Origin of the sequence: Actinoplanes sp. NPDC049316, from assembly GCF_040677315.1 — a bacterium.
GTDB lineage: Bacteria > Actinomycetota > Actinomycetes > Mycobacteriales > Micromonosporaceae > Actinoplanes.
The window spans coordinates 262,640-280,656 of record NZ_JBFAQM010000003.1 but is presented as its reverse complement, the minus strand read 5'-3'; the positions used below and the strand labels follow the sequence as shown (position 1 = coordinate 280,656).

At 73.9% G+C, this 18,017-nt stretch carries 15 protein-coding genes; 6 read left to right on the top strand and 9 right to left on the bottom strand.

Features of this window, described 5'->3' with window-relative positions:
• Window positions 1-22 precede the first annotated feature (22 nt).
• Window positions 23-1,018 (bottom strand): right-handed parallel beta-helix repeat-containing protein, encoded by a 996-nt coding sequence (locus AB0K03_RS06540; RefSeq protein WP_364681414.1) that lies wholly within the window; start codon window positions 1,016-1,018, stop codon window positions 23-25.
• A 498-nt stretch (window positions 1,019-1,516) separates the two neighbouring features.
• Between AB0K03_RS06540 and AB0K03_RS06535 the strand changes: the two genes are divergently transcribed.
• Entirely contained in the window at window positions 1,517-2,719 is a 1,203-nt protein-coding gene (locus AB0K03_RS06535; protein WP_364681412.1) for an HD domain-containing phosphohydrolase, read from the top strand.
• Here the strand turns inward: AB0K03_RS06535 and AB0K03_RS06530 are convergent.
• Both AB0K03_RS06530 and AB0K03_RS06525 read right to left on the bottom strand, forming a co-directional pair.
• The gene (locus AB0K03_RS06530; RefSeq protein WP_364681410.1) at window positions 2,679-3,872 is read right to left on the bottom strand and encodes an HDOD domain-containing protein; all 1,194 of its coding nucleotides are present in this window, start codon (window positions 3,870-3,872) and stop codon (window positions 2,679-2,681) included. The genes AB0K03_RS06535 and AB0K03_RS06530 overlap by 41 nt on opposite strands.
• Window positions 3,869-6,040 carry an ATP-binding protein gene (locus tag AB0K03_RS06525; RefSeq protein WP_364681409.1) on the bottom strand — a complete coding sequence of 724 codons (2,172 nt, stop codon included), beginning with the start codon at window positions 6,038-6,040 and terminating at the stop codon, window positions 3,869-3,871. The genes AB0K03_RS06530 and AB0K03_RS06525 overlap by 4 nt, the downstream gene beginning before the upstream one ends.
• A 175-nt stretch (window positions 6,041-6,215) precedes the next feature.
• Here AB0K03_RS06525 and AB0K03_RS06520 point away from each other — a divergent pair, with 175 nt between their 5' ends.
• The 5 genes from AB0K03_RS06520 to AB0K03_RS06500 all read left to right on the top strand — a co-directional run bounded on the left by AB0K03_RS06520 (window position 6,216) and on the right by AB0K03_RS06500 (window position 13,412).
• Window positions 6,216-7,739, top strand: a complete 1,524-nt coding sequence (locus tag AB0K03_RS06520) for an ATP-binding protein (protein WP_364681407.1) — start codon at window positions 6,216-6,218, stop codon at window positions 7,737-7,739.
• On the top strand, window positions 7,736-8,914 hold the full coding sequence (locus AB0K03_RS06515) for a response regulator (RefSeq protein ID WP_364681405.1): 1,179 nt from the start codon (window positions 7,736-7,738) through the stop codon (window positions 8,912-8,914). The genes AB0K03_RS06520 and AB0K03_RS06515 overlap by 4 nt, the downstream gene beginning before the upstream one ends.
• A gap of 40 nt (window positions 8,915-8,954) precedes the next feature.
• Window positions 8,955-9,338: a response regulator gene (locus tag AB0K03_RS06510; protein WP_364681403.1), complete on the top strand. Its 384-nt coding sequence runs from the start codon at window positions 8,955-8,957 to the stop codon at window positions 9,336-9,338.
• 133 nt (window positions 9,339-9,471) lie between these two features.
• Window positions 9,472-11,172 carry a S8 family serine peptidase gene (locus AB0K03_RS06505; protein WP_364681401.1) on the top strand — a complete coding sequence of 567 codons (1,701 nt, stop codon included), beginning with the start codon at window positions 9,472-9,474 and terminating at the stop codon, window positions 11,170-11,172.
• Window positions 11,169-13,412 (top strand): ATP-binding protein, encoded by a 2,244-nt coding sequence (locus tag AB0K03_RS06500; protein ID WP_364681399.1) that lies wholly within the window; start codon window positions 11,169-11,171, stop codon window positions 13,410-13,412. The genes AB0K03_RS06505 and AB0K03_RS06500 overlap by 4 nt, the downstream gene beginning before the upstream one ends.
• Window positions 13,413-13,419: 7 nt before the next feature.
• Here AB0K03_RS06500 and AB0K03_RS06495 read toward each other — a convergent pair whose 3' ends face one another.
• The 6 genes from AB0K03_RS06495 to AB0K03_RS06470 form a co-directional block, all read right to left on the bottom strand.
• Window positions 13,420-14,592, bottom strand: a complete 1,173-nt coding sequence (locus tag AB0K03_RS06495; RefSeq protein ID WP_364681397.1) for an acyltransferase — start codon at window positions 14,590-14,592, stop codon at window positions 13,420-13,422.
• Between the two features lie 283 nt (window positions 14,593-14,875).
• Window positions 14,876-15,178, bottom strand: a complete 303-nt coding sequence (locus tag AB0K03_RS06490; protein WP_364681395.1) for a hypothetical protein — start codon at window positions 15,176-15,178, stop codon at window positions 14,876-14,878.
• A 5-nt stretch (window positions 15,179-15,183) separates the two neighbouring features.
• Window positions 15,184-16,185, bottom strand: coding sequence for an Acg family FMN-binding oxidoreductase (locus tag AB0K03_RS06485; RefSeq protein ID WP_364681393.1), 1,002 nt, complete (start codon window positions 16,183-16,185; stop codon window positions 15,184-15,186).
• 52 nt (window positions 16,186-16,237) lie between these two features.
• Window positions 16,238-17,143, bottom strand: a complete 906-nt coding sequence (locus tag AB0K03_RS06480) for a universal stress protein (RefSeq protein WP_364681391.1) — start codon at window positions 17,141-17,143, stop codon at window positions 16,238-16,240.
• 64 nt (window positions 17,144-17,207) lie between these two features.
• On the bottom strand, window positions 17,208-17,714 hold the full coding sequence (locus AB0K03_RS06475; protein ID WP_364681389.1) for a cyclic nucleotide-binding domain-containing protein: 507 nt from the start codon (window positions 17,712-17,714) through the stop codon (window positions 17,208-17,210).
• A gap of 10 nt (window positions 17,715-17,724) precedes the next feature.
• The gene (locus AB0K03_RS06470; protein ID WP_364681386.1) at window positions 17,725-17,994 is read right to left on the bottom strand and encodes a DUF1876 domain-containing protein; all 270 of its coding nucleotides are present in this window, start codon (window positions 17,992-17,994) and stop codon (window positions 17,725-17,727) included.
• Between the last annotated feature and the right edge of the window lie 23 nt (window positions 17,995-18,017).

Below are 18,017 nucleotides of genomic sequence, written 5' to 3'. Positions count from 1 at the left end.
CACGGCGGGGACCCGGTGGGCGTCAGAGGGAGATGCGTCCCGCCCCGGCGTTCGCCGTGACGATGGACTTCACGCTGCTCGCCGCGTCGGCGGTGTACGCGTACGGGATGCTCTTGACGCTGCCGCCGGTCTGCCCGGCGCCGGAGTTGACGAGCAGGTTGCCCCGTGCCACCAGCGTGCCCGGGCCCGAGTCGGCCTCACCGAGGTGGTACGGGTCCGGGACGCCCTCGAACGAGTTGTTCTCGACGAGCACGCCGGCGCCCTCGGTCGACGCCACGCCGTACCCGCTGTTCTTGTAGTAGTAGTTGTTGTAGACGTGCACCGGGTTGCCGAAGCGCACCCGCGGGTGCCGCTGCGTCGACGCGTCGAACCAGTTGTGGTGGTACGTCACCCGCAGGTGCCCGGTGTCCTCGCTGCCGTTGCTGTCACTGTGCCCGAGCAGCATCGACTTGTCGTGGTTGAACACCCGGTTCCACGACACGGTCACGAAGTCCGACCCGCGCTTGATGTCGACGGCGCCGTCGTGGCCGTTGCTGAAGGTGTTGTGGTCGATCCAGATGTTCGTGGCCGACGACTGCACGTTGACCGCGTCGTCGTTCCAGTCGCGGAACGTCAGGTTCCGGATGATGACGTTGCGGTCCCCGTTGACGTTCAGGCCGCAGCCCACGATCGTCGCGCCCGCGTTGCCGATGATCGTCTTGTTGGATCGTACGCGCAGCATCCCGGAGCAGCTGATCGTGCCGGACACCCGGATGACCGCCGCCGAGCTGGAACCGACCGCCGAGGTGAGGGCGGAGGCGCTGGTCACCGTCGTGGCCGCGGCGTTGCCGCCACCGGTCGTCCCGCCGTTCTGGGTGGCCCACCCGACGAGATCGGTGACGGCCGCGGCCTGGGGCGCGGCGGCCGGTGCGGCCGCGGGCCGGTCGGCGGCGAAGGCGGAACCGGCGCCGGCCAGTCCGGCGCCGACGAGGACGAGCGTGGCCGCGCCGGCGGAGGCGCCGAGCAGTTTCGTGCGCATGGTCTTCTCTCCCTTTCCAGGGTTCGGGTGCCGCCGCGCGACGGACCGCGGCGGCGGGTGCTGTCGGTGTGGTGCCGCGAGTGGCGGCTCGCGGTGGGCAGCGCGCGGTGCACCGCGGTGGTCTGCCCGGGTCGCCGGGATCGGCGTCGCTGCGGCCGGCTCGCGCCGTACCGGTGACGCCTTGCGGCGATGGATCGGAGGACGGGAGTACGCCGGATCGGCACGTGGACCCCGCGGCGGCCGGCCGGCGGTGTCGGCGTGTGCGATGAAAGCCCGGCTCCCACGCCCGCTTTGCCCTGAAGCAAGCGCTTTCCTGGTACCAGGACAACACAGACGGATGTCGATGTGAAGACATAACCGCTTGCAGGTTGTTTGCAGGACCGGGCGGCCGCGGCTGCGACGGCCACGCCTTCCCCGTCACCGAAATCGGGGCAGATCACGTGTATCACCCGGACGACCGGCCCTCGCCGGGGATAATCGCGGGTGATGGGGGCGACGATGACGGTTTCCGGTAAGCGGCCACGGGTTCTGCTCGTGGACGACGAGGCCAACCTGCTCGACGGCATGCGCCGGCAGCTGCGCCGCGAGTTCGACGTGGAGACCGCCGTGGGCGCCGCGAAGGGCCTGTTCGCGCTGCGCCAGCCGGAGCCGTTCGAGGTGATCGTCTCCGACTTCCTGATGCCGGGCATCAACGGCGCGGAGTTCCTCGCGGCGGCCCGCAAGGTCGCCCCCGACACCACCCGGATGCTGCTGACCGGGCACACCGATCTCGAGGACGCGGCGGCGACCGTCAACCGCGGCCAGGTCTTCCGGATGCTGCTCAAGCCGGTCGACACCGAGACCATGAGCGCCGCCCTGCGCGACTGCGTGGCCCAGCACCGGCTCGTGGTCGCCGAGCGGGAGCTGCTGGAACAGACCCTCAACGGCAGTGTCAAGGCGCTGACCGACGTGCTCGCGCTGTCCAGCCCGGACGCGTTCGGCCGGGCCAACCGCATGGCGAGGCTCGCGGCGAGGATCCTGGACGCGCTCGAGGAGGAGGTCCAGGACCGATGGGCGGCCGAGCTGGCGGTGATGATGTCCCAGCTCGGCGTGGTCTCCCTGCCGCCTGCCGTGGCGGGCAAGCTCGCCGCCGGGGACGAGCTGACCGGCGCCGAGCAGGCCATGGTGGACGCCCTGCCGGACGTGAGCGTGCAACTCGTCTCGGCCATCCCGCGGCTCGCCCCGGTCGCCGAGGCCATCCGCTACTCACGGAAGGACTTCGACGGCTCCGGCCCGCCCGGGGACGACGTCGCGGGCCCGGCGATCCCGCTGGGCGCCCGGCTGATCCGTCTCGTGCAGGACTACGACCAGCTCCTCACCGAGGGCGCGACGCCGGCCGCCGCCGCGGCCACGCTCGGCTCCCGGCAGGGGCCCTACGACCCCGCGCTCGCCGCCGTGCTCGGCACGGCCGCCGCGGCCTCGGGCGAGGAGACCGTCCGCGCGGTCGCGCTGCAGGACCTGCGGCCCGGCATGGTGCTGGCCGCCCCGGTCACCAGCAGATCGCACGTCCGGCTGGTCAGCGCCGGCCAGGAGGTCACGGTGGGCCTGCTCACCCGGCTGCGCAACTTCGCCGCGCTGGAGGACGGCGTCGCCGAGCCGGTGATCGTGACGGAGGGCGGCGTCAGCGCGCCCGCGCGGCCAGCTCCCGCTGCCAGCGGCTGACCGCTTCGCGTACGGGCCCGCCGAGATCCTCGATGCCGGTCGGCGCCTCGGGCGACCCGCAGACGAATCCCAACTCCGCCTCGGCGAGGTGATGGGCGAGTGCGACCGCGGTGGCGGCGTCGGCGACGTCCGCGCCGGCGACCGGCTCCTGGTGCGCGGCCGCCGCCTCGATCACCGGCTCCGGCAGGGACCACAGCCGCAGCAGGCGCGCGCCGATCTGCCGGTGGTCGAGGCCGAACGCCTCCGACTCGGCCTGGCAGAGCGTCGCCTCCTGCCGGTCGCGCCACTGCCCGAGGACTGCCGCGAACTCGGCGGGCCGCGAGGACGCCAGCACCAGCTGCCCGACCTCGTGCAGCAGGCCCGCGGTGAACGCGTGGCCCTCCCACTCCCGTCCGGCGGCGAGCCGGCCCGCCAGCCGCGACGTCTCGACCGCGTGCTCCGTCAGCGCCTCGATCCAGGCGGCGGGCAGCGCGCCGTCCGGGTCGAAGATCTGCACCAGGTCGTGCATGAGCACCAGGCCGCGTACGGTCGGCACCCCCAGCAACGCGGTCGCCTGCACCACGCCGTTGACCTTGTGCCCCGTCGTGTACGCCGAGGAGTTCACCAGGTGCAGCACCTTGGCGGCCACCGCCGGGTCGCGCTCGAGCACGTGCCCGACCGACTGCGCCGAGGCGTCCTCCGCCGCGAGGGCGCTGGTCAGCTCCGCCAGGGTCCGCGGCGGGCTGGGCAGCGACTCGATGACCGCCACGTCGCGCCGGACCGCCTCCTCGGCGGCCGACGGGTCGGCCGGGATGAGCCGCTGCACCGCCCGGACGATCTGGTCGGGAGTGCTGGGCTTGTGCAGGAACTCGTGCGCCAGCACCATGATCCGCATCAGGTTGTCCTCGTTGGCCTGCCCCGACAAGATCACCCGGGCCATCGCGGGGAACTCGGCCCGGACCCGTTCGAGCAGCTGCGCGCCGTCCATCCCCGGCATCCGGTAGTCCGTCACGATGACGTCGCAATGCCGGCTGTGCAACGTCTCCAGCGCCGCCTGGCCGCCCTCCACGAACGACATGTCCCACTGGTCGCGATGGGTCCGCAGCATGCGCCGCAGGCCGCTGAGGATGCGCGGCTCGTCGTCGACGAACACGATGTGCGGCCGCCGGGTCATGCGCCCACCTCCGCCATGTCGCTGCCCTGCGCCAGGTCCGCGGGGAGCCGGACGGTGAACACGGTGCCCACACCCGGCTCGCTCGTGAAGTCGACCTCGCCGCCGTGCCGGTCCACCACCAGGGTGCGGACCAGCGCCAGCCCCTGACCGGTTCCGGTGCCGACCTCCTTGGTGGTGAAGAACGGGTCGAACAGCTTGTCCGCGATCTCCGGGGGTACGCCCGTACCGGTGTCCGCCACCTCGATCACCACTTGGGAGTCCGCCAGCCGGGTACGGACGGTGATCGTGCCCCGGCCGCGGTCGGCGGCGCTGATGGCATGGGCCGCGTTGACCACGAGGTTCAGCACCACCTGGTTGATGTCGCCGAGGTGGCAGTGCACCAGCGGCAGCTCCGCGAAGTCGGTGACCACGTCGGCCACGTACTTGATCTCGTTGTTCGCCACGATCAGCGTGTTGGCGATGGCCTCGCCGAGGTCGGCCTGGGTCTTCTCCTCGCTGCCGGGGTGGCCGAAGGCCTTCATGGCCCGCACGATCCCGGCGACGCGGTTGATGCCCTCGAGGCTCTGCTGCAGCGCCATGGGCACCTCCTCGAGGAGGAACTCGATGTCGATCTCGTCGGCGATCCGCTCGACGTCCGCGACGAGATCGGCGTGGCGAGCCTCGCCGCGCGTCGCCGAGATGAGCTCCCGGTACGCCTCCTGCAGCCGGTTGAGGTCGGCGAACGCGGTCTCGAGGAACCGGGCGTTGTCGCCGACGAACTGGATCGGCGTGTTGATCTCGTGGGCGATGCCGGCCGCGAGCCGCCCCACCGACTCGAGCTTCTGCGCGTGCCGCAGGTCCAGCTCCAGCCGCTGGCGCTCGGAGACGTCCCGGGCGTTGAACACGATGCTGCGGGACCCGTCGTGCTCGTTGACGTAGTCGATGACCGCCTCGACGCTGGTCCACTGCGCCTCGTCGCCGATCCGCAGCCGGCACGGCCGAGCCGCCGGCGGCTCCGGGCCGGCCGCGGCGGCGAGGACCCCGTCGCGGTCGTCGGGGTGCAGCAGCGACCAGAGATCGCGGCCGGTCAGGCTCGATGCCGTGACGCCGAGCAGCTTCTCCGTGCCCGGGTTGACGAACCGGATCACGCCCGCCTCGCTCGCCAGCACCAGTGCGTCCGGGGAATGGTCCACCACGGCCTTCAGCCGGGTCCGGCTGAGCAACTGGTCCAGGGTCAGCGCCGCCTCGTCCGCGAGCGTCGTGACCGACGAGGAGAGGTCGTCCTGCGGGCGCCGGGTCAGCGCGAGCACCAGCAGGCCGAAACAGGAGCCGTTGACGGCCAGCGGGGCGAGGACGACGACCGGGTGCGGCCGGAGCCGGAACACCGCGCTGGCCTCTTGCGCCGCGTCGCCGGTGAGCTGCACGAAGCCGCCCGGCACCAGCGCCGCCCCGGCCTCGTCGGGCAGGGCCGTACGTTCGACGACCCAGCCGGCGGCCTCCACGCCGATCTCCCCTGCCGCCGCGACGACGTGCAGGGCCGGACCGGCGATGGTGACCACCAGTGCGGCGCTCACCTGCCCGTCCATGCTGAGCGCGGCGCCCAGGGTGACGTCCATGGCGTCCTGCCGGGTGGTCGACGCGACCAGGCCGGCGCCGGCCGACGCGGCGGCGCGTTCCCGGGCGGCGGCCCGGTCGCGCGCCGCGGCCGCCCGGGCGAGGACGTGATTCACCACCAGCGCGAGGAACGCCGTGATCAGCAGCGACACGACCGCCTCGGCCGAGGCGTGGAACACCGTGATGCCGACGGCCATGATCCCCGTCAGCGTGGCGACGGCCACCAGCTTCTCGCGCAGGCAGCCGTAGAGGGCGCGGAAGTTGATCCACAGGAAGCACACGCCGATGGTCGTGCCGTACCCGGAGGCGCCGGCGACGACGGCGACGCCCATCCCCTCGACCACCCAGCTCCAGACCGGGAACCGCTGCCGCCGGTAGCCGAGGACGAGCCAGCCCACCAGGCACAGCGTCGCGACCACGGCGGCCACCGCCAGCGGCGCCGGGGCGCGGCGTACGCCCCACAGACCGAAGAACGGCCAGATCAGGACGAAGAGCAGGAAGAGGGTACGGACCTGGCCCAGCATGGTGTCCGTCCGCCGGAACCACCGCCGTACCGCTATCGGCATGCTGTCCATCTCATGACTCCCGGCCGCGTGGGGTCTGCGCTACTCCATCCCTATCGGCGTCCGCGGTCGTCGGTACAGATTTCCGGCAAATCCGGCAACACGTGTTTCACCTCAGATGCGCCGTCGTGGTGCCGATGGGCAGGAAAGGGAGCATGCCGCGCCGCGGGCCGCGAAGGGGTGAGCCGTGGGAGAAGACCGGACCGACGCCTCGGCCCTGCTGCGGGCGGCGGAGGCGGCAGCGCCGGCCGGGATCGCCTTCCTCGACGGGGAGCTGCGGTTCGTCCGGTGCAACGCGGCGTTCGAGGCGATCACCGGCGAGCCGGCGGCCTCGCTCGCCGGGCGGACCGCGGCCGACGCGCTACCCGGCGCCGATGAGCTCGTCCGCGCGCTGCGAGACGTCCGCGAGACGGGATCCCCGGTCGCGGATCTGCGGATCGACGCGACGCAGGGCGGCCGGCGGCGGAGGTGGCGGGCCGACTGCGCGCCCACCCCGGACGGCGTCTGCCTCTTCCTGTCCGACGTCACCGAGCAGGAAACGGCCGCGGCGCTGCGCGACGCTCTCATGCGGGACATGGCCGAGGGCCTCTACACCGTCGACGGTACGGGCCGGCTGACGTCGATGAACCGGGCCGCGTCCCAGATGCTCGGGTGGGCCGAGAGCGAACTGCTCGGCCGCAGTGTGCATGAATTCGTGCACCGGCCCGGCGGGCCGGCGGGCGTCGACGAGTGCGCCCTGCGCCGGCCCGCGGCGATGACCGACGAGGTCTTCGTCCGCAAGGACGGCAGTTCCTTCCAGGTGATGTGCTCCGTCGCGCCGCTGCACGAGGGCGCCGGCGACCCGGGGGCGGTGGTGACCTTCCGCGACGTCACCGCGGCGCGGAAGGCCGACCTCGAGGCGCACCACGATCAGAAGCTCGAGTCGCTGGGGCGGCTGTCGGCCGGGCTGGCCCACGAGATCAACACGCCGATCCAGTTCGTCGGCGACAACACCCGGTTCCTCGCGGACGCCTACCAGGACATGTGGCAGCTGCTGATGGTCTACCGCGAGTGCCTGGCCCCGGACCTCGGCGAGGTGGCGTGGGACGAGCGCACCGCCCGGGCCCGCGAGGCCGAGGAGAAGGCGGACGTCGAGTACCTCGTCGCCGAGATCCCGGCGGCGGTGCGGCAGACCCTCGACGGCGTCGAGCGGGTGGCGTCGCTCGTGCGCGCGATGAAGTCGTTCAGCTACAAGGACACCGTCGAGCAGTCGTACGCCGACCTCAACGAGGCGATCCGCACGACCCTGACGGTGGCCCGCAACGAGGTCAAGTACGTCGCCGACGTCACCCTGGACCTGGCCGAGCTGCCCGAGGTGCTGTGCCACCGCGGCGATCTCAACCAGGTCTTCCTGAACCTGCTGGTCAACGCGGCCGACGCGATGGAGGGCCGGGACGAGCGCGGCCGCATCCTGATCAGCACACGGTTGGAAGGGCCGGACGTCGTCATCCGCGTCACCGACGACGGCAGCGGGATCCCGGAGCACATCCGCCAGTCCATCTTCGACCCGTTCTTCACCACCAAGGGCGTGGGCAAGGGCTCCGGCCAAGGCCTCGCCCTGGCCCGGGCGGTCGTCGACCGGCACGGCGGATCGATCGACGTGGAATCGGCGCCCGGCCGGGGCACCACCTTCACCCTGCACCTGCCGGTGAACGGGCGCCAGGACGCATGAGCCTGCCCCGGATCCTCTTCGTCGACGACGAGCCGCGCATCCTCGACGGGCTGCGCCGGTCGTTGCGCGCCCGCCGGTACGACTGGGACATGGATTTCGCCACCTCCGGCGCCCAGGCGCTGGAGGCGCTCGCCGGCGCGCCGTACGACGTCGTGGTCTCGGACATGCGGATGCCCGGCATGGACGGCGCCGAGCTGCTCACCGAGGCGGGGCGGGCGCACCCCGGGGTGGCCCGGGTGGTGCTCTCCGGCCACATCGAGCCCGAGGTGATCGTGAAGGTGGCGATGGCGGGTCACCGCTTCCTCACCAAGCCCTCGGACGCCGACAGCCTGACCGCCGTGATCGACCAGCTCCTGCTGCGTACCTGCGCCTCCCGTCCGAGCCTCGCCCGCCGCCTCGCCGGGGCCGTGCTGTCCATCCCCGAGTCGCCCGGCCACGCCGACAGCGTCGCCGCGCTGCTCGCCCCCGACGCGACCGTGGAGACTGCCGTGCACGCCGCCGTCTGCGACGTCGGCCTCGCCGCGAAGCTGCTCCAGCTGTCCGGCTCGCGGTTCTTCGGCGCCCGCCCGCGCAACTACTCCATCGAGTCGATCGTGCGGGCGATGGGCGTACCGATGGTCCAGGCCGTCGCCGACGCCGGGCACCGGTCCTGGTCCCCCGCCGGCTGGTACCCGGGCAGCGAACCGCTGCTGGCGGCGACGTGGCGGCACGCCCGGGCGACCGCGCTGCTGGTGGAGCAGGTGGCGTCGCCGGCGAACCGGCCGCACGCGCAGGCGGCGGCGCTGCTGCAGGACGTCGGGCACCTGATCTGCCTCGCCGGGGCGGACGCCGCCGCCGACCTCGAGGCCGGCACCCGCGACGGCGTGCCGTTCCGCGACGTGGCCGTCGAGCTGCTGCACCTGTGGGGCGTGCCGCCGCCCGTCGTGGTCGCCGTCGCGCAGCGCGACACCCCGCACCGGCCGGACCCCTCGGGCCTGGGCGTAGCCGGCGCCTTGCGCACCGCACACCTGCTCGTGACTCAGGCCGAGGCGGGCTCGCTGCCCGTCGCGGACCGGCAGGAACTCGCGCTGCTGCTGGCTCACCCCCAGCTGCAGGCACACCCGATCGATTGGGTCCAGGCGGCCGAGGAGGCGCAAGCGCAGGCCGGGCGTACGGCCTGCAGCGCCGCGTCATGACCGCGTCCGCCGCCGGCCGGACGCCGAGAGGATGGCACCGATGGCACGCATCCTGGTGGTCGACGACGACCCGGGAATCCGCAGCCTGCTGACCGACGTGCTGGAGCTCGAGGACTACGAGGTCAGCGTGGCGGTGGACGGCCTGGCCGCCGTGCAGGCCGTGGAGGCCGTCTGCCCGGACTTCGTCATCCTCGACGTGATGATGCCCGGCCTGGACGGCTTCGCCGTGCTGGAGGCGATCCGCGCCCTGCCGGGCGAACCGGTCCCGGTGCTGATGCTGACCGCGGCGGCCGAGCCGGGCACCGGGTCACGCGCGTGGGCCGGCGGTGTCGACTACTACCTGGCCAAGCCGTTCACCGCCGACGCCGTCCTCGACCTGATCGACGGTGTGCTCGGCGATCAGGTCCGGGTGAGCGACCGGTGACCGCGCGGAACCCACCTCAATTTCAGCTCAAGTCCTCCGCTTCGGCGCCGATGCTCTTCCACGCGCCGGCACCCGCTCCGCGGGCCGGCGCGCCAGACGAAGACGTCCCGCCGACAAACGAGGTGTGTGGCTCATGAGGAACAACCGTCGCCGCCGGATAGGGCTGGCCGCAGCCGCCGCTGTCACCATGATCACCCTGCCGGTACCCGCGGTGGCGCAGCCGCTCGCGGTTTCCTGGCACGAGGTCGTGGTGACCGGCGCCGGCTCGGAGGCCGCTGCGGGCGCGGTCGAGGCGGCCGGCGGCCGCGTGGTGGCGCGCCTGCCACTGGCCCGGGGCGTCGCGGCGCTGCTGCCGCAGGGCGCGGCGCTGGGACCCGGGTGGACGGTCGCGCCGCAACGGGAGCTCACCGTCGCCGGCGCCACGTCCGACGGCGCCGGCAGCGCCACGACCGTCCGCCAGATGCTCGGCATGCCCGCCCGCGGCGACGAGGGCCGGGGCGTGACCGTGGCGGTGGTCGACACCGGCATCGCGGACGTCGCCGACCTCACCGGGCGCGTGGCGGCCCGCGTGGACCTGACCGGTACGGGCGGCGGTGACGGCTACGGCCACGGCACCTTCATGGCCGGGCTCATCGCGGGCTCGGGAGCCGCGTCGGGCGGCGCGTACCGGGGGGTCGCCCCCGGCGCCGACCTGGTCGACGTGAAGGTCGCCGACGCGGACGGGCGTACCGACCTCGTCACCGTCCTGCGGGGCCTGCAGTGGGTCAGCGACCACCGCAAGGACGTCCAGGTCCTCAACCTCTCCCTGTCCTCGGACAGCCCGCTGCCGTACCAGGTGGACCCGCTGAACCAGGCTCTCGAGTCGCTGTGGCGCCAGGGTGTCACGGTCGTGGTGCCCTCCGGCAACGAGGGCCCGGGCACGGGCTCGGTGACGGCCCCCGGCAACGACCCCGTCCTGCTCACCACGGGCGGGCTGGACGCGGCCGGTACCGCCGGCCGCGGCGACGACGTGGTCGGGGTCTGGTCCGGGCGCGGCCCGACCTCGCAGGGCGACGCCAAGCCGGACCTGGTCGCCGCCGGCGGGCACGTGGTGAGCCTGCGCTCGCCCGGCAGCGCGGTCGACCGGGGCAACCCGTCGGCCCGCGTGGACGACGCGTACTTCCGCGGGTCCGGGACCTCGATGGCCGCCGCGGTCACCTCCGGCGCCGTCGCCGCGACGCTGGCGGTGCAGCCGAAGCTCGGCCCCGACGCCGTCAAGAACCTGCTGATCGAGACGGCCTACCCGAGCGCGGGCCTGACCGCCGCCGCCGGCGGGGGCGCCGGTGGCCTCGACGTCCCGGGCGCGCTCGCCGCCGCCCCGGCGTGGCGTACGAGCAAGGCGCAGAGCCGCTACGAGCAGGACACCGAGACGGTACGCCGGGACGCCAAGCGCTGGTCCGCCTTCACCCGGGCCATCGTGGCCGGCGACGGGCAGTCCGCCGAGCGCGCCTGGGCGCAGCTGACCCCGGCGTCGCGGGACTGGGCCGCCCGGGCGTGGGCGCAGCTCGACCCGACCGCCCGGGCCTGGGCGGCGCGGGCGTGGGCCGCCCGGGCCTGGGCCGGCGCGGACGACGGCTGGGCGGCGCGTGCCTGGGCCGCCCGCGCGTGGGCGGCGCGGGCCTGGGCGTCCACGGACTGGGCGGCCCGTGCCTGGGCCGGCGAGGACTGGACCGCCCGTGCCTGGGCCGGCGAGGACTGGACCGCCCGCGCGTGGGCCGGCGAGGACTGGGCCGCGCGGGCCTGGGCCGCCGACCGCTGGAGCGCCTCGTCCTGGGCCTGGTTGCCGCAGTCGTGACCGCCCCGTCGCCCGGCGCCGGCCGCCCGCTCCCGCAGCGGGTGGCCGGCGCCGTGCGCGGGTACGCCGGGGACCCGATCCTGCGCAGGGTCACGGCGGTCGTGACGCTGGGCGCCGCCCTCGGCTCGGTCGTGGTCGTCGCCCTGCCCGGCCGCGCGAGCGTGCTGGCCGGCGCCGGCGTGCCGGCGGCGTGGCTGGTGCCCGGCCTCATCGTGCTGACCTGCCTGGCCGAGATCACGGTGGTGCGGCTGCGCCACGGCGAGGCGGTGGAGGAGCTCAGCCTCTACGAGGCCGCCCTGATCATCGACGTCCTGCTGCTGCCGCCGCGGCACGCCCTGCTGGCCGCCGTCGCCGGCCTGGTGCTCGCGAGCGTGGTGCAGCGGCGCCCGGCCGTGAAGGCGCTGTTCAACCTGGGTACGTACACCGCGGCCGTGTCAGTGCTCGTCCTGCTCGCCCAGCTGATCGGCGGCACGGGCGGCGCCCTGACGGTCCGGGTGCTGGCCGGCGTCCTGATCGGCACGCTCGCCTTCACGATGGTCAACCTGTGCTGCCTGGCCCAGATCCTCGCCGTCATCAACGGCGCGCCGGCGTGGTCGATCGTGCGCGACGAGGCCCGGCTGTCGGTCTACATGGCGATCGGGACCGTCGCGACCGGGCTCATAACGACCGCCATCGCGCTGCACGCACCGGTGCTGCTGCCGTTCATGGCCATGCCGGCCCTCGCCGTCACGTACGCGTACCGGGCCGCCGCCCGCGAGTCGGAGGAGCGGTCGCGCTCGTCCGCCCTGCTGCTGCTCTCCGAGGCGCTCGCCGGGCGCGAGGACGTCGTCCGCAGGTTCCTCGTGCTGGTCCGGGAGGCGTTCGACGCCGACGTGGGCGTCATCGTGCTGCGCGACGCCGAGGCGGCCCTGTCGGTCGAGTCGGGCGAGCCGTCCGAGGTCCGCACCGGGCCGGCGCCGGCGTACCTCGCCGGCCTGCGCGACACCGACGCGGCGGTGCAGCTGACCGAGAACCTGCCCTTGGGCCTGCGGCACGCCGTCGTCGTCCCGGTCGAGGGCGGCGGCGGCCGGTTCGGCACGGCGGCGTTCGCCACCCGCCGCCGCCGGCGGATGTCCACCGGCGACGTCACCCTGCTGGCCTCGCTGGGCAATGCGCTGGCGGTGGCCATCCGCGGCGCGGAGCACCTCGAGCGGCTCACCGAGGAGCGCAGCAAGCTGCAGGCCGTCGTCGAGCAGTCCGCCGAGGGCATCATGGTCATCGACGGCGCCGGGCTGGTCCAGGTCTGGAACCAGGCGCTGAGCGAGATCGTCGGCGTCCCCGCGGCGGAGGCGACCGGCCGGCCGCTCGGCGCCCTGCTCGAGGTGCCCGCCGCGGAGGAGCAGGCGTTGCTGCTGCCCGTCTCCGTGCAGACACCGCGGGTCGCGACCGAACTGACGGTCCGGCGCCCGGACGGTGAGCAGCGGCGGCTGCGGCTCGCCCATTCGGCCATCTTCGCGGTTGGCGAGCTGGTCCGCGACGTCGTCGTCATCAGCGATCTGACCCGCGAGTACCGCACCGAGCGGCTCAAGTCGGACTTCATCGCGATGGTGTCGCACGAGCTGCGTACGCCGCTCACGCCGATCATGGGGTACGTCGACCTGCTGCGTACCCGTGGCGAGCGGATGACACCGCAGAAGCGCGCCGACGCGCTGGCGCTGATCGGGGACCGGGCGGCCCACCTGTCCCGGCTGGTCGAGGACCTGCTGCTGGCCTCGCGGGTCGGCGACCACCCCGACGAGGCCGCGCTGCAGGTGAACGTCGGCACGCACGACCTGGCCGCGATCGTGCGGCAGGCCGTCGGAGACCTCGGCTCGGACCGGGTCGTGCTGACCGAGCCGGACGGCGCCTGGCCGGCCCGCTGCGACAGCGGCCGTACGGTCCAGGTGCTCACGAACCTGATCGGGAACGGTCTCAAGTATTCCGCCGAGGACCGCACGGTCCGGGTCGGGCTCCGCCGCGACGACGGCCGGCTGCACGTCGACGTCCGGGATCAGGGCCGCGGCATTCCGTCGGACTCGCTGGAGAAGGTCTTCGAGAAGTTCCACCGCGTCGAGGACCCCATGACCATGAGCACCAGCGGCACCGGCCTCGGCCTGTTCATCGCACGCCATCTGGCCCGCGCCATGGGCGGCGACGTCACGCTGCGGTCCACCGTCAACGTCGGATCGGTCTTCACGCTCTCCCTGCCGCCCGCGTCCTGACCCGCGGTCAGGCCGCGGCGCCGACCCGGGAACGGCGCTCCATGCCCGGCCCCCGGCCGGCGGCGTGCCGGGGCGCCGGGACCGGCCACGGCCGCAGCCGCGGCGTGCGGCGGGCCGCGAGGTCCTCCACCCAGCCGACCGCGAGGACCGCGAACAGCAGCATGGACAGCGCGATGCCGGAGAACGCCAGGTAGACGATCAGCCCCTGATGCACGTCCCAGAGCCGCAGCCGGTCGCCCACGATGATGGCCACCGTGATGACGACGTTGTGCCACAGGTAGATGGTCACGGCCCGGTTGTTGAGCGCGGCCACCAGGCGCTGCAGCAGCGGCAGCCGGCCGAGCCAGGCCATGTCCGGGTCGAGGCGCAGCAGGGCGAGCACGAAGCCCATCGAGTACAGGGCGTGGGCCAGCGGGAACGGCACGAGGTCCAGGCCGCCGGGGCCGGGGTGCTCGACCACCCAGCCGAGGCTCACCACGGTCAGCGCGCCGGCGATGGCGGCGACCAGGGCGGGCTTGAGCTTACGCAGGTCGCCGTCGCGGTGAGCGAAGCCGAGCAGCCAGCACGGCAGGAACGTCAGCACGTACCCGGCGGTCTGCACGGCGTTGTTGCCGGTGACGATCGGCTGGCTGTGCAGCGCGGCCAGGATCAGCAGCGGCACGGCGATCGTCAGCAGCGGCCGGCGCCGGTAGAGCCGCAGCAGCAGCGGGGACAGCAGCACCAGCCACAGGTAAGTGGCCAGGTACCAGAGCACTCCGGCCCCCTCGGCGCCGACGTCGCCGAGGCCGTGGCTGGCCGGCGGGGTGGCCAGGGGTACGACCCAGAGCAGGAAGTCCGGCCAGGCGGGGTGGCGGGCCCAGCCGGCGGCGAGCATCAGCGGCACCAGCACGAGCCCCATGACCCACAGGGCGGGCAGCAGCCGGCGGACGCGGCTGCGGATGACCTTCGTGCCGGGCGAGCGGTCGAGGGACTTCGCCATCAGCGAGCCGCCGAGGGCGAACATCACGCCCATCGAGGGGAAGAGCAGGGCGAGGACGGCGTAGTGGAACGCGTGGTACGCCACCACCCGAACGATGGCCAATGCACGGAGAGTATCGAAATAGCGATCCCGGGCGGGCGCCTGTGCGCTCGTCACGTCAACCACCAGGGAACTCCCACAGTCGTCGGGCCTATCGGACATCACACAAAGTAGCGGATCATGATCGGGACGCCGTGAGCCGAACGGCTGGAATATTCGCACCGGTCGGCGCGCCGGGCGCGATGCGGGACCTTCGGCCCTGTCCGCCGTCCCCTCGGCGGAGCGACGCTGGTCGGGAGCCCACCGGCACTGGGATGGGAACCTCGGGCGGCGGAGCGACACGCTGACTGGTCATCAACGGTCGCACCTGAAATTCGCCGTCAGATCTGCCGGTGGGCCTCTCAACGCCCGGAGAGCAAGCGGGGCTGGACGCGGGACACCGACCTCAGGCGAACGGCACCGGGTGCTCGCGCTCGTCCTGCTCGGCCAGCCGCGCCATCGCGGCCCGGTACTCGTCCCGGCTGATCTCCCCGGAGAACAGCTGCGCCTGAAGGACCCCGTCCGGCGAAGGATCGCGGACGGGCGACGGAGCGGGACGGTCCGGCGGCAGCCCGATGACCGGACCGAGGCAGGGGTCGACACGCGCCCCCCGGCCGGGCGGGTCCTTCGGCGTCAGCAGCGGCGCGAAGGCCAGCGCCACGAGGTGCATCCCGATCAGCACCCACACCACGACGACGAGCGTGTTCACGGCCATCACCCCAGCAGGACGTCCTTCAGCGGGCGGCGCGGCGTGGCGGGCACCGGGCGGCCGTATCCGACCCGGAGCACCATCTGCGCCCATGTGCCCGTACCGGTGTCGGTGAGCAGCGCCCGGACCGCCGGCAGCTCGACCGGCTGGCTGATCGGCGTGGTCGCCAGGCCCAGCGCGGTCGCCGTGAGCAGCACCCGCTGCAGGGCCTGCCCCGCCTTGAGCCACTCCGCCGGTCCGTCGCCGCGCGTCGCGAGCACGACGATGGCCGGATGCGGCTCGAACTCGGCGGTGAGCGGGTCGCGGTCGCGGCGCGGCAGCGCGAAGTCGCGGACGGGCAGGATCTCCAGGGCGTCCCAGGGGCCGATCGCGGTCACCGGCACGCCGTCGCGGCGGCTCCGGCCCGGCTGGGTCCAGCGGGCCAGCTCGTCGTCGTAGCCGTCGCGGTGGCGCAGGCGCCGGTCCGCGGCGCGAGACATGCCCAGGATGGCGTCGCGGCCGACCGGGCTCGCCACGGCCAGCGCCGCGCCCTCGAGGTGGGCGGCGGTGACGAGCCGTTCGACGGCGTCGGCCGGCAACGCGGTGTCCGCGAACGGGTAGCGGTTGGTGTGCCGGCGCCCGACGGCCAGGGCCAGCGAGGCCACCCCCGGCGTCGAGGCCGCACGCCGCCCCACCGAGACGCGGGCCACGAGGTCCGGCTCGCCCGGCTCCGGGAACAGCTCGAGCACGGGCAGGCAGCCGGCGTCGCGGATCGCGAGGCGCAGGGTGAACACCGCGGCGCCGACGCTGATCAGGAGCTCGCGCCCGGCAGGGTCGAGGACCGTCAGCTGCCGGGTGCGGTCGGCGTACACGTCGACGTGCTCGTCGCCGATGCGGAAGCGCCACGGCTGGCTGTTGTGCAGCGAGGGCGCGGCGGTGGCCGTGCGGACGCACTCGGACAGGACCGCGCGTGACAGCGTCCCGGCCGCCACGAAGTTCCGGTTGCCTGCAGTGACGGTGCCGGTCATCGCCGCACCTCCCCTTCTGTCTCGGAAAAACGGAAAACGGATGCCGGAACGGTCAGCCCACCAGGAACACCGGGCACTGGGCCCGATGGACCATGGCACGGCTGACCGAGCCGAGCAGCGCGCCGGCCAGCCCGCCGGGGCCGCGCCGGCCCACCACGACGGCCGCCGCGCGGCCCGAGAAGTCGATGAGCGCGGCCGCGGGGTCGCCCGAGACGAGCCGCTCGTGGACGACGACGCCGCCGGGCTCGTCCAGGTGTCCCGCCGCCACGGGGGCGGTCCCGGCGTGCACGACGATGAGCTCGCAGCCGCGGACCCGGGCCTCCTCCAGGGCGAACCGGGTGACCTCCGGCCCGGTCTTCTCGTCGACGCCGACGACCATCGGCCGGGCGCCGAAGTCCGGTCCGGGCGGCCAGCCGGGCACGCGGACGACCATCGCCGGGCCGGCGTGGTGCGAGACCACGCGGTCGGCCACGCTGAGCCCGAACGCGGTCCCCGTCGCCCGGTGCCGGTGACCGACGACGATCAGGCTCACGTCGTGCGCGTTCGAGAGCAGCAGCGGCGCGGCGGAGCCGATGGCGATGCGGCTGGTCACGGGCACGCCCGGCGAGTACGCGTGCACCCGGTCGGTCATGTGCTCCAGCAGGCGCGCGGCGGCGCCCCGGGAGGCCTCGCTGAGCTCGTACGAGTGCTGGACGTGCATCATGCGCAGGCTCCAGCCGCGCAGCTCCGCCTCGACGGCGGCATGATCGACCGCCGTGTAGCTGGCCGGCGTCTCGTCGACGCCGACGAGCACCACCCCGGTCGAGGCCCGGGTCCGCGCCGGCGTGCCGGTGGCGGTCTCGCGGTACCCGGTCGCCCCCAGGTAACGGTTGATGACCTGGCCGTAGCGGGTCGGCGCCGTCGTGCCCATGCCGTGGCGGGCCTGGGCTTCCGTCCTTCTGTCGTCGAGCTGGCTCATGGCGGCCTCCCGGAGTGCGTTCGCCTACCTCCACCACAACTCCGCGGCGGCCCGCGCTCCAGGGTCATTCGTCCCCGACGGCACGGCTGAGGGTCCCCGCGACCCCGTCGGGGGCCGCGCCCAGCGGGATGAGACCGCGGCGCGCCGCGTCGAGCCGCTCGGCCAGCACCCGCAGGAAGCGCTGGGCGAGGTCGGTCCCGGTCGCGCAGTCCTCGGCCATGAGGTTGCGCAGGCCGCGGGCCTCCAGCTCGACGGCGTGACACTGCGCGGTGGTCACCGCCCCGACCGACCAGCGGTACGGCGGCCGGATCCAGGACAGGCCCAGCAGCCCGCCACCGCCCACCCGGCCGACGACCACCTCACCGCGCCCGGGTACGTGGAAGTCCAGGCTCACCTCGCCGGCGGTCAGCAGCCACAGGTTCACCGCCGGGGCGTCCTCACGGAACACCCGGTAGCCCGGCGGCCACACCACCGGCCGGCCGTACGCGGCGACCTGCTGCAGCCGGGCGCCCGGCATGCCGGACAGGAACGGGTGCAGCACCAGCAGGTCGAAGACGGTCAGCGAGGACACGGCCGGCCCGTCAGGAGCTCAGGTGCACGGGCTTGTGGGTGAACTGCTCGATGTCGCCGGCGGCCACGTCGAGCAGCTGGTAGGCCAGGTCCGCGAGCGCACGGGCGGTGGCGAGCTCGTCGCCGATCTCCGGCACCTCCTGGTCGGACGGCCGGCGGCGGGCTTCGCCACGGCCGCACACCGTACGCGCGCCGCGCAGGATCGCGTCGGCGTGGGTGCGGCGCTCGTCCTCGTGCTCACTGATGTTGATGTCGACTGTCCAGGTCCGTACGTGTGTCATGGCGGCACCTCCGTCGGTCGTGG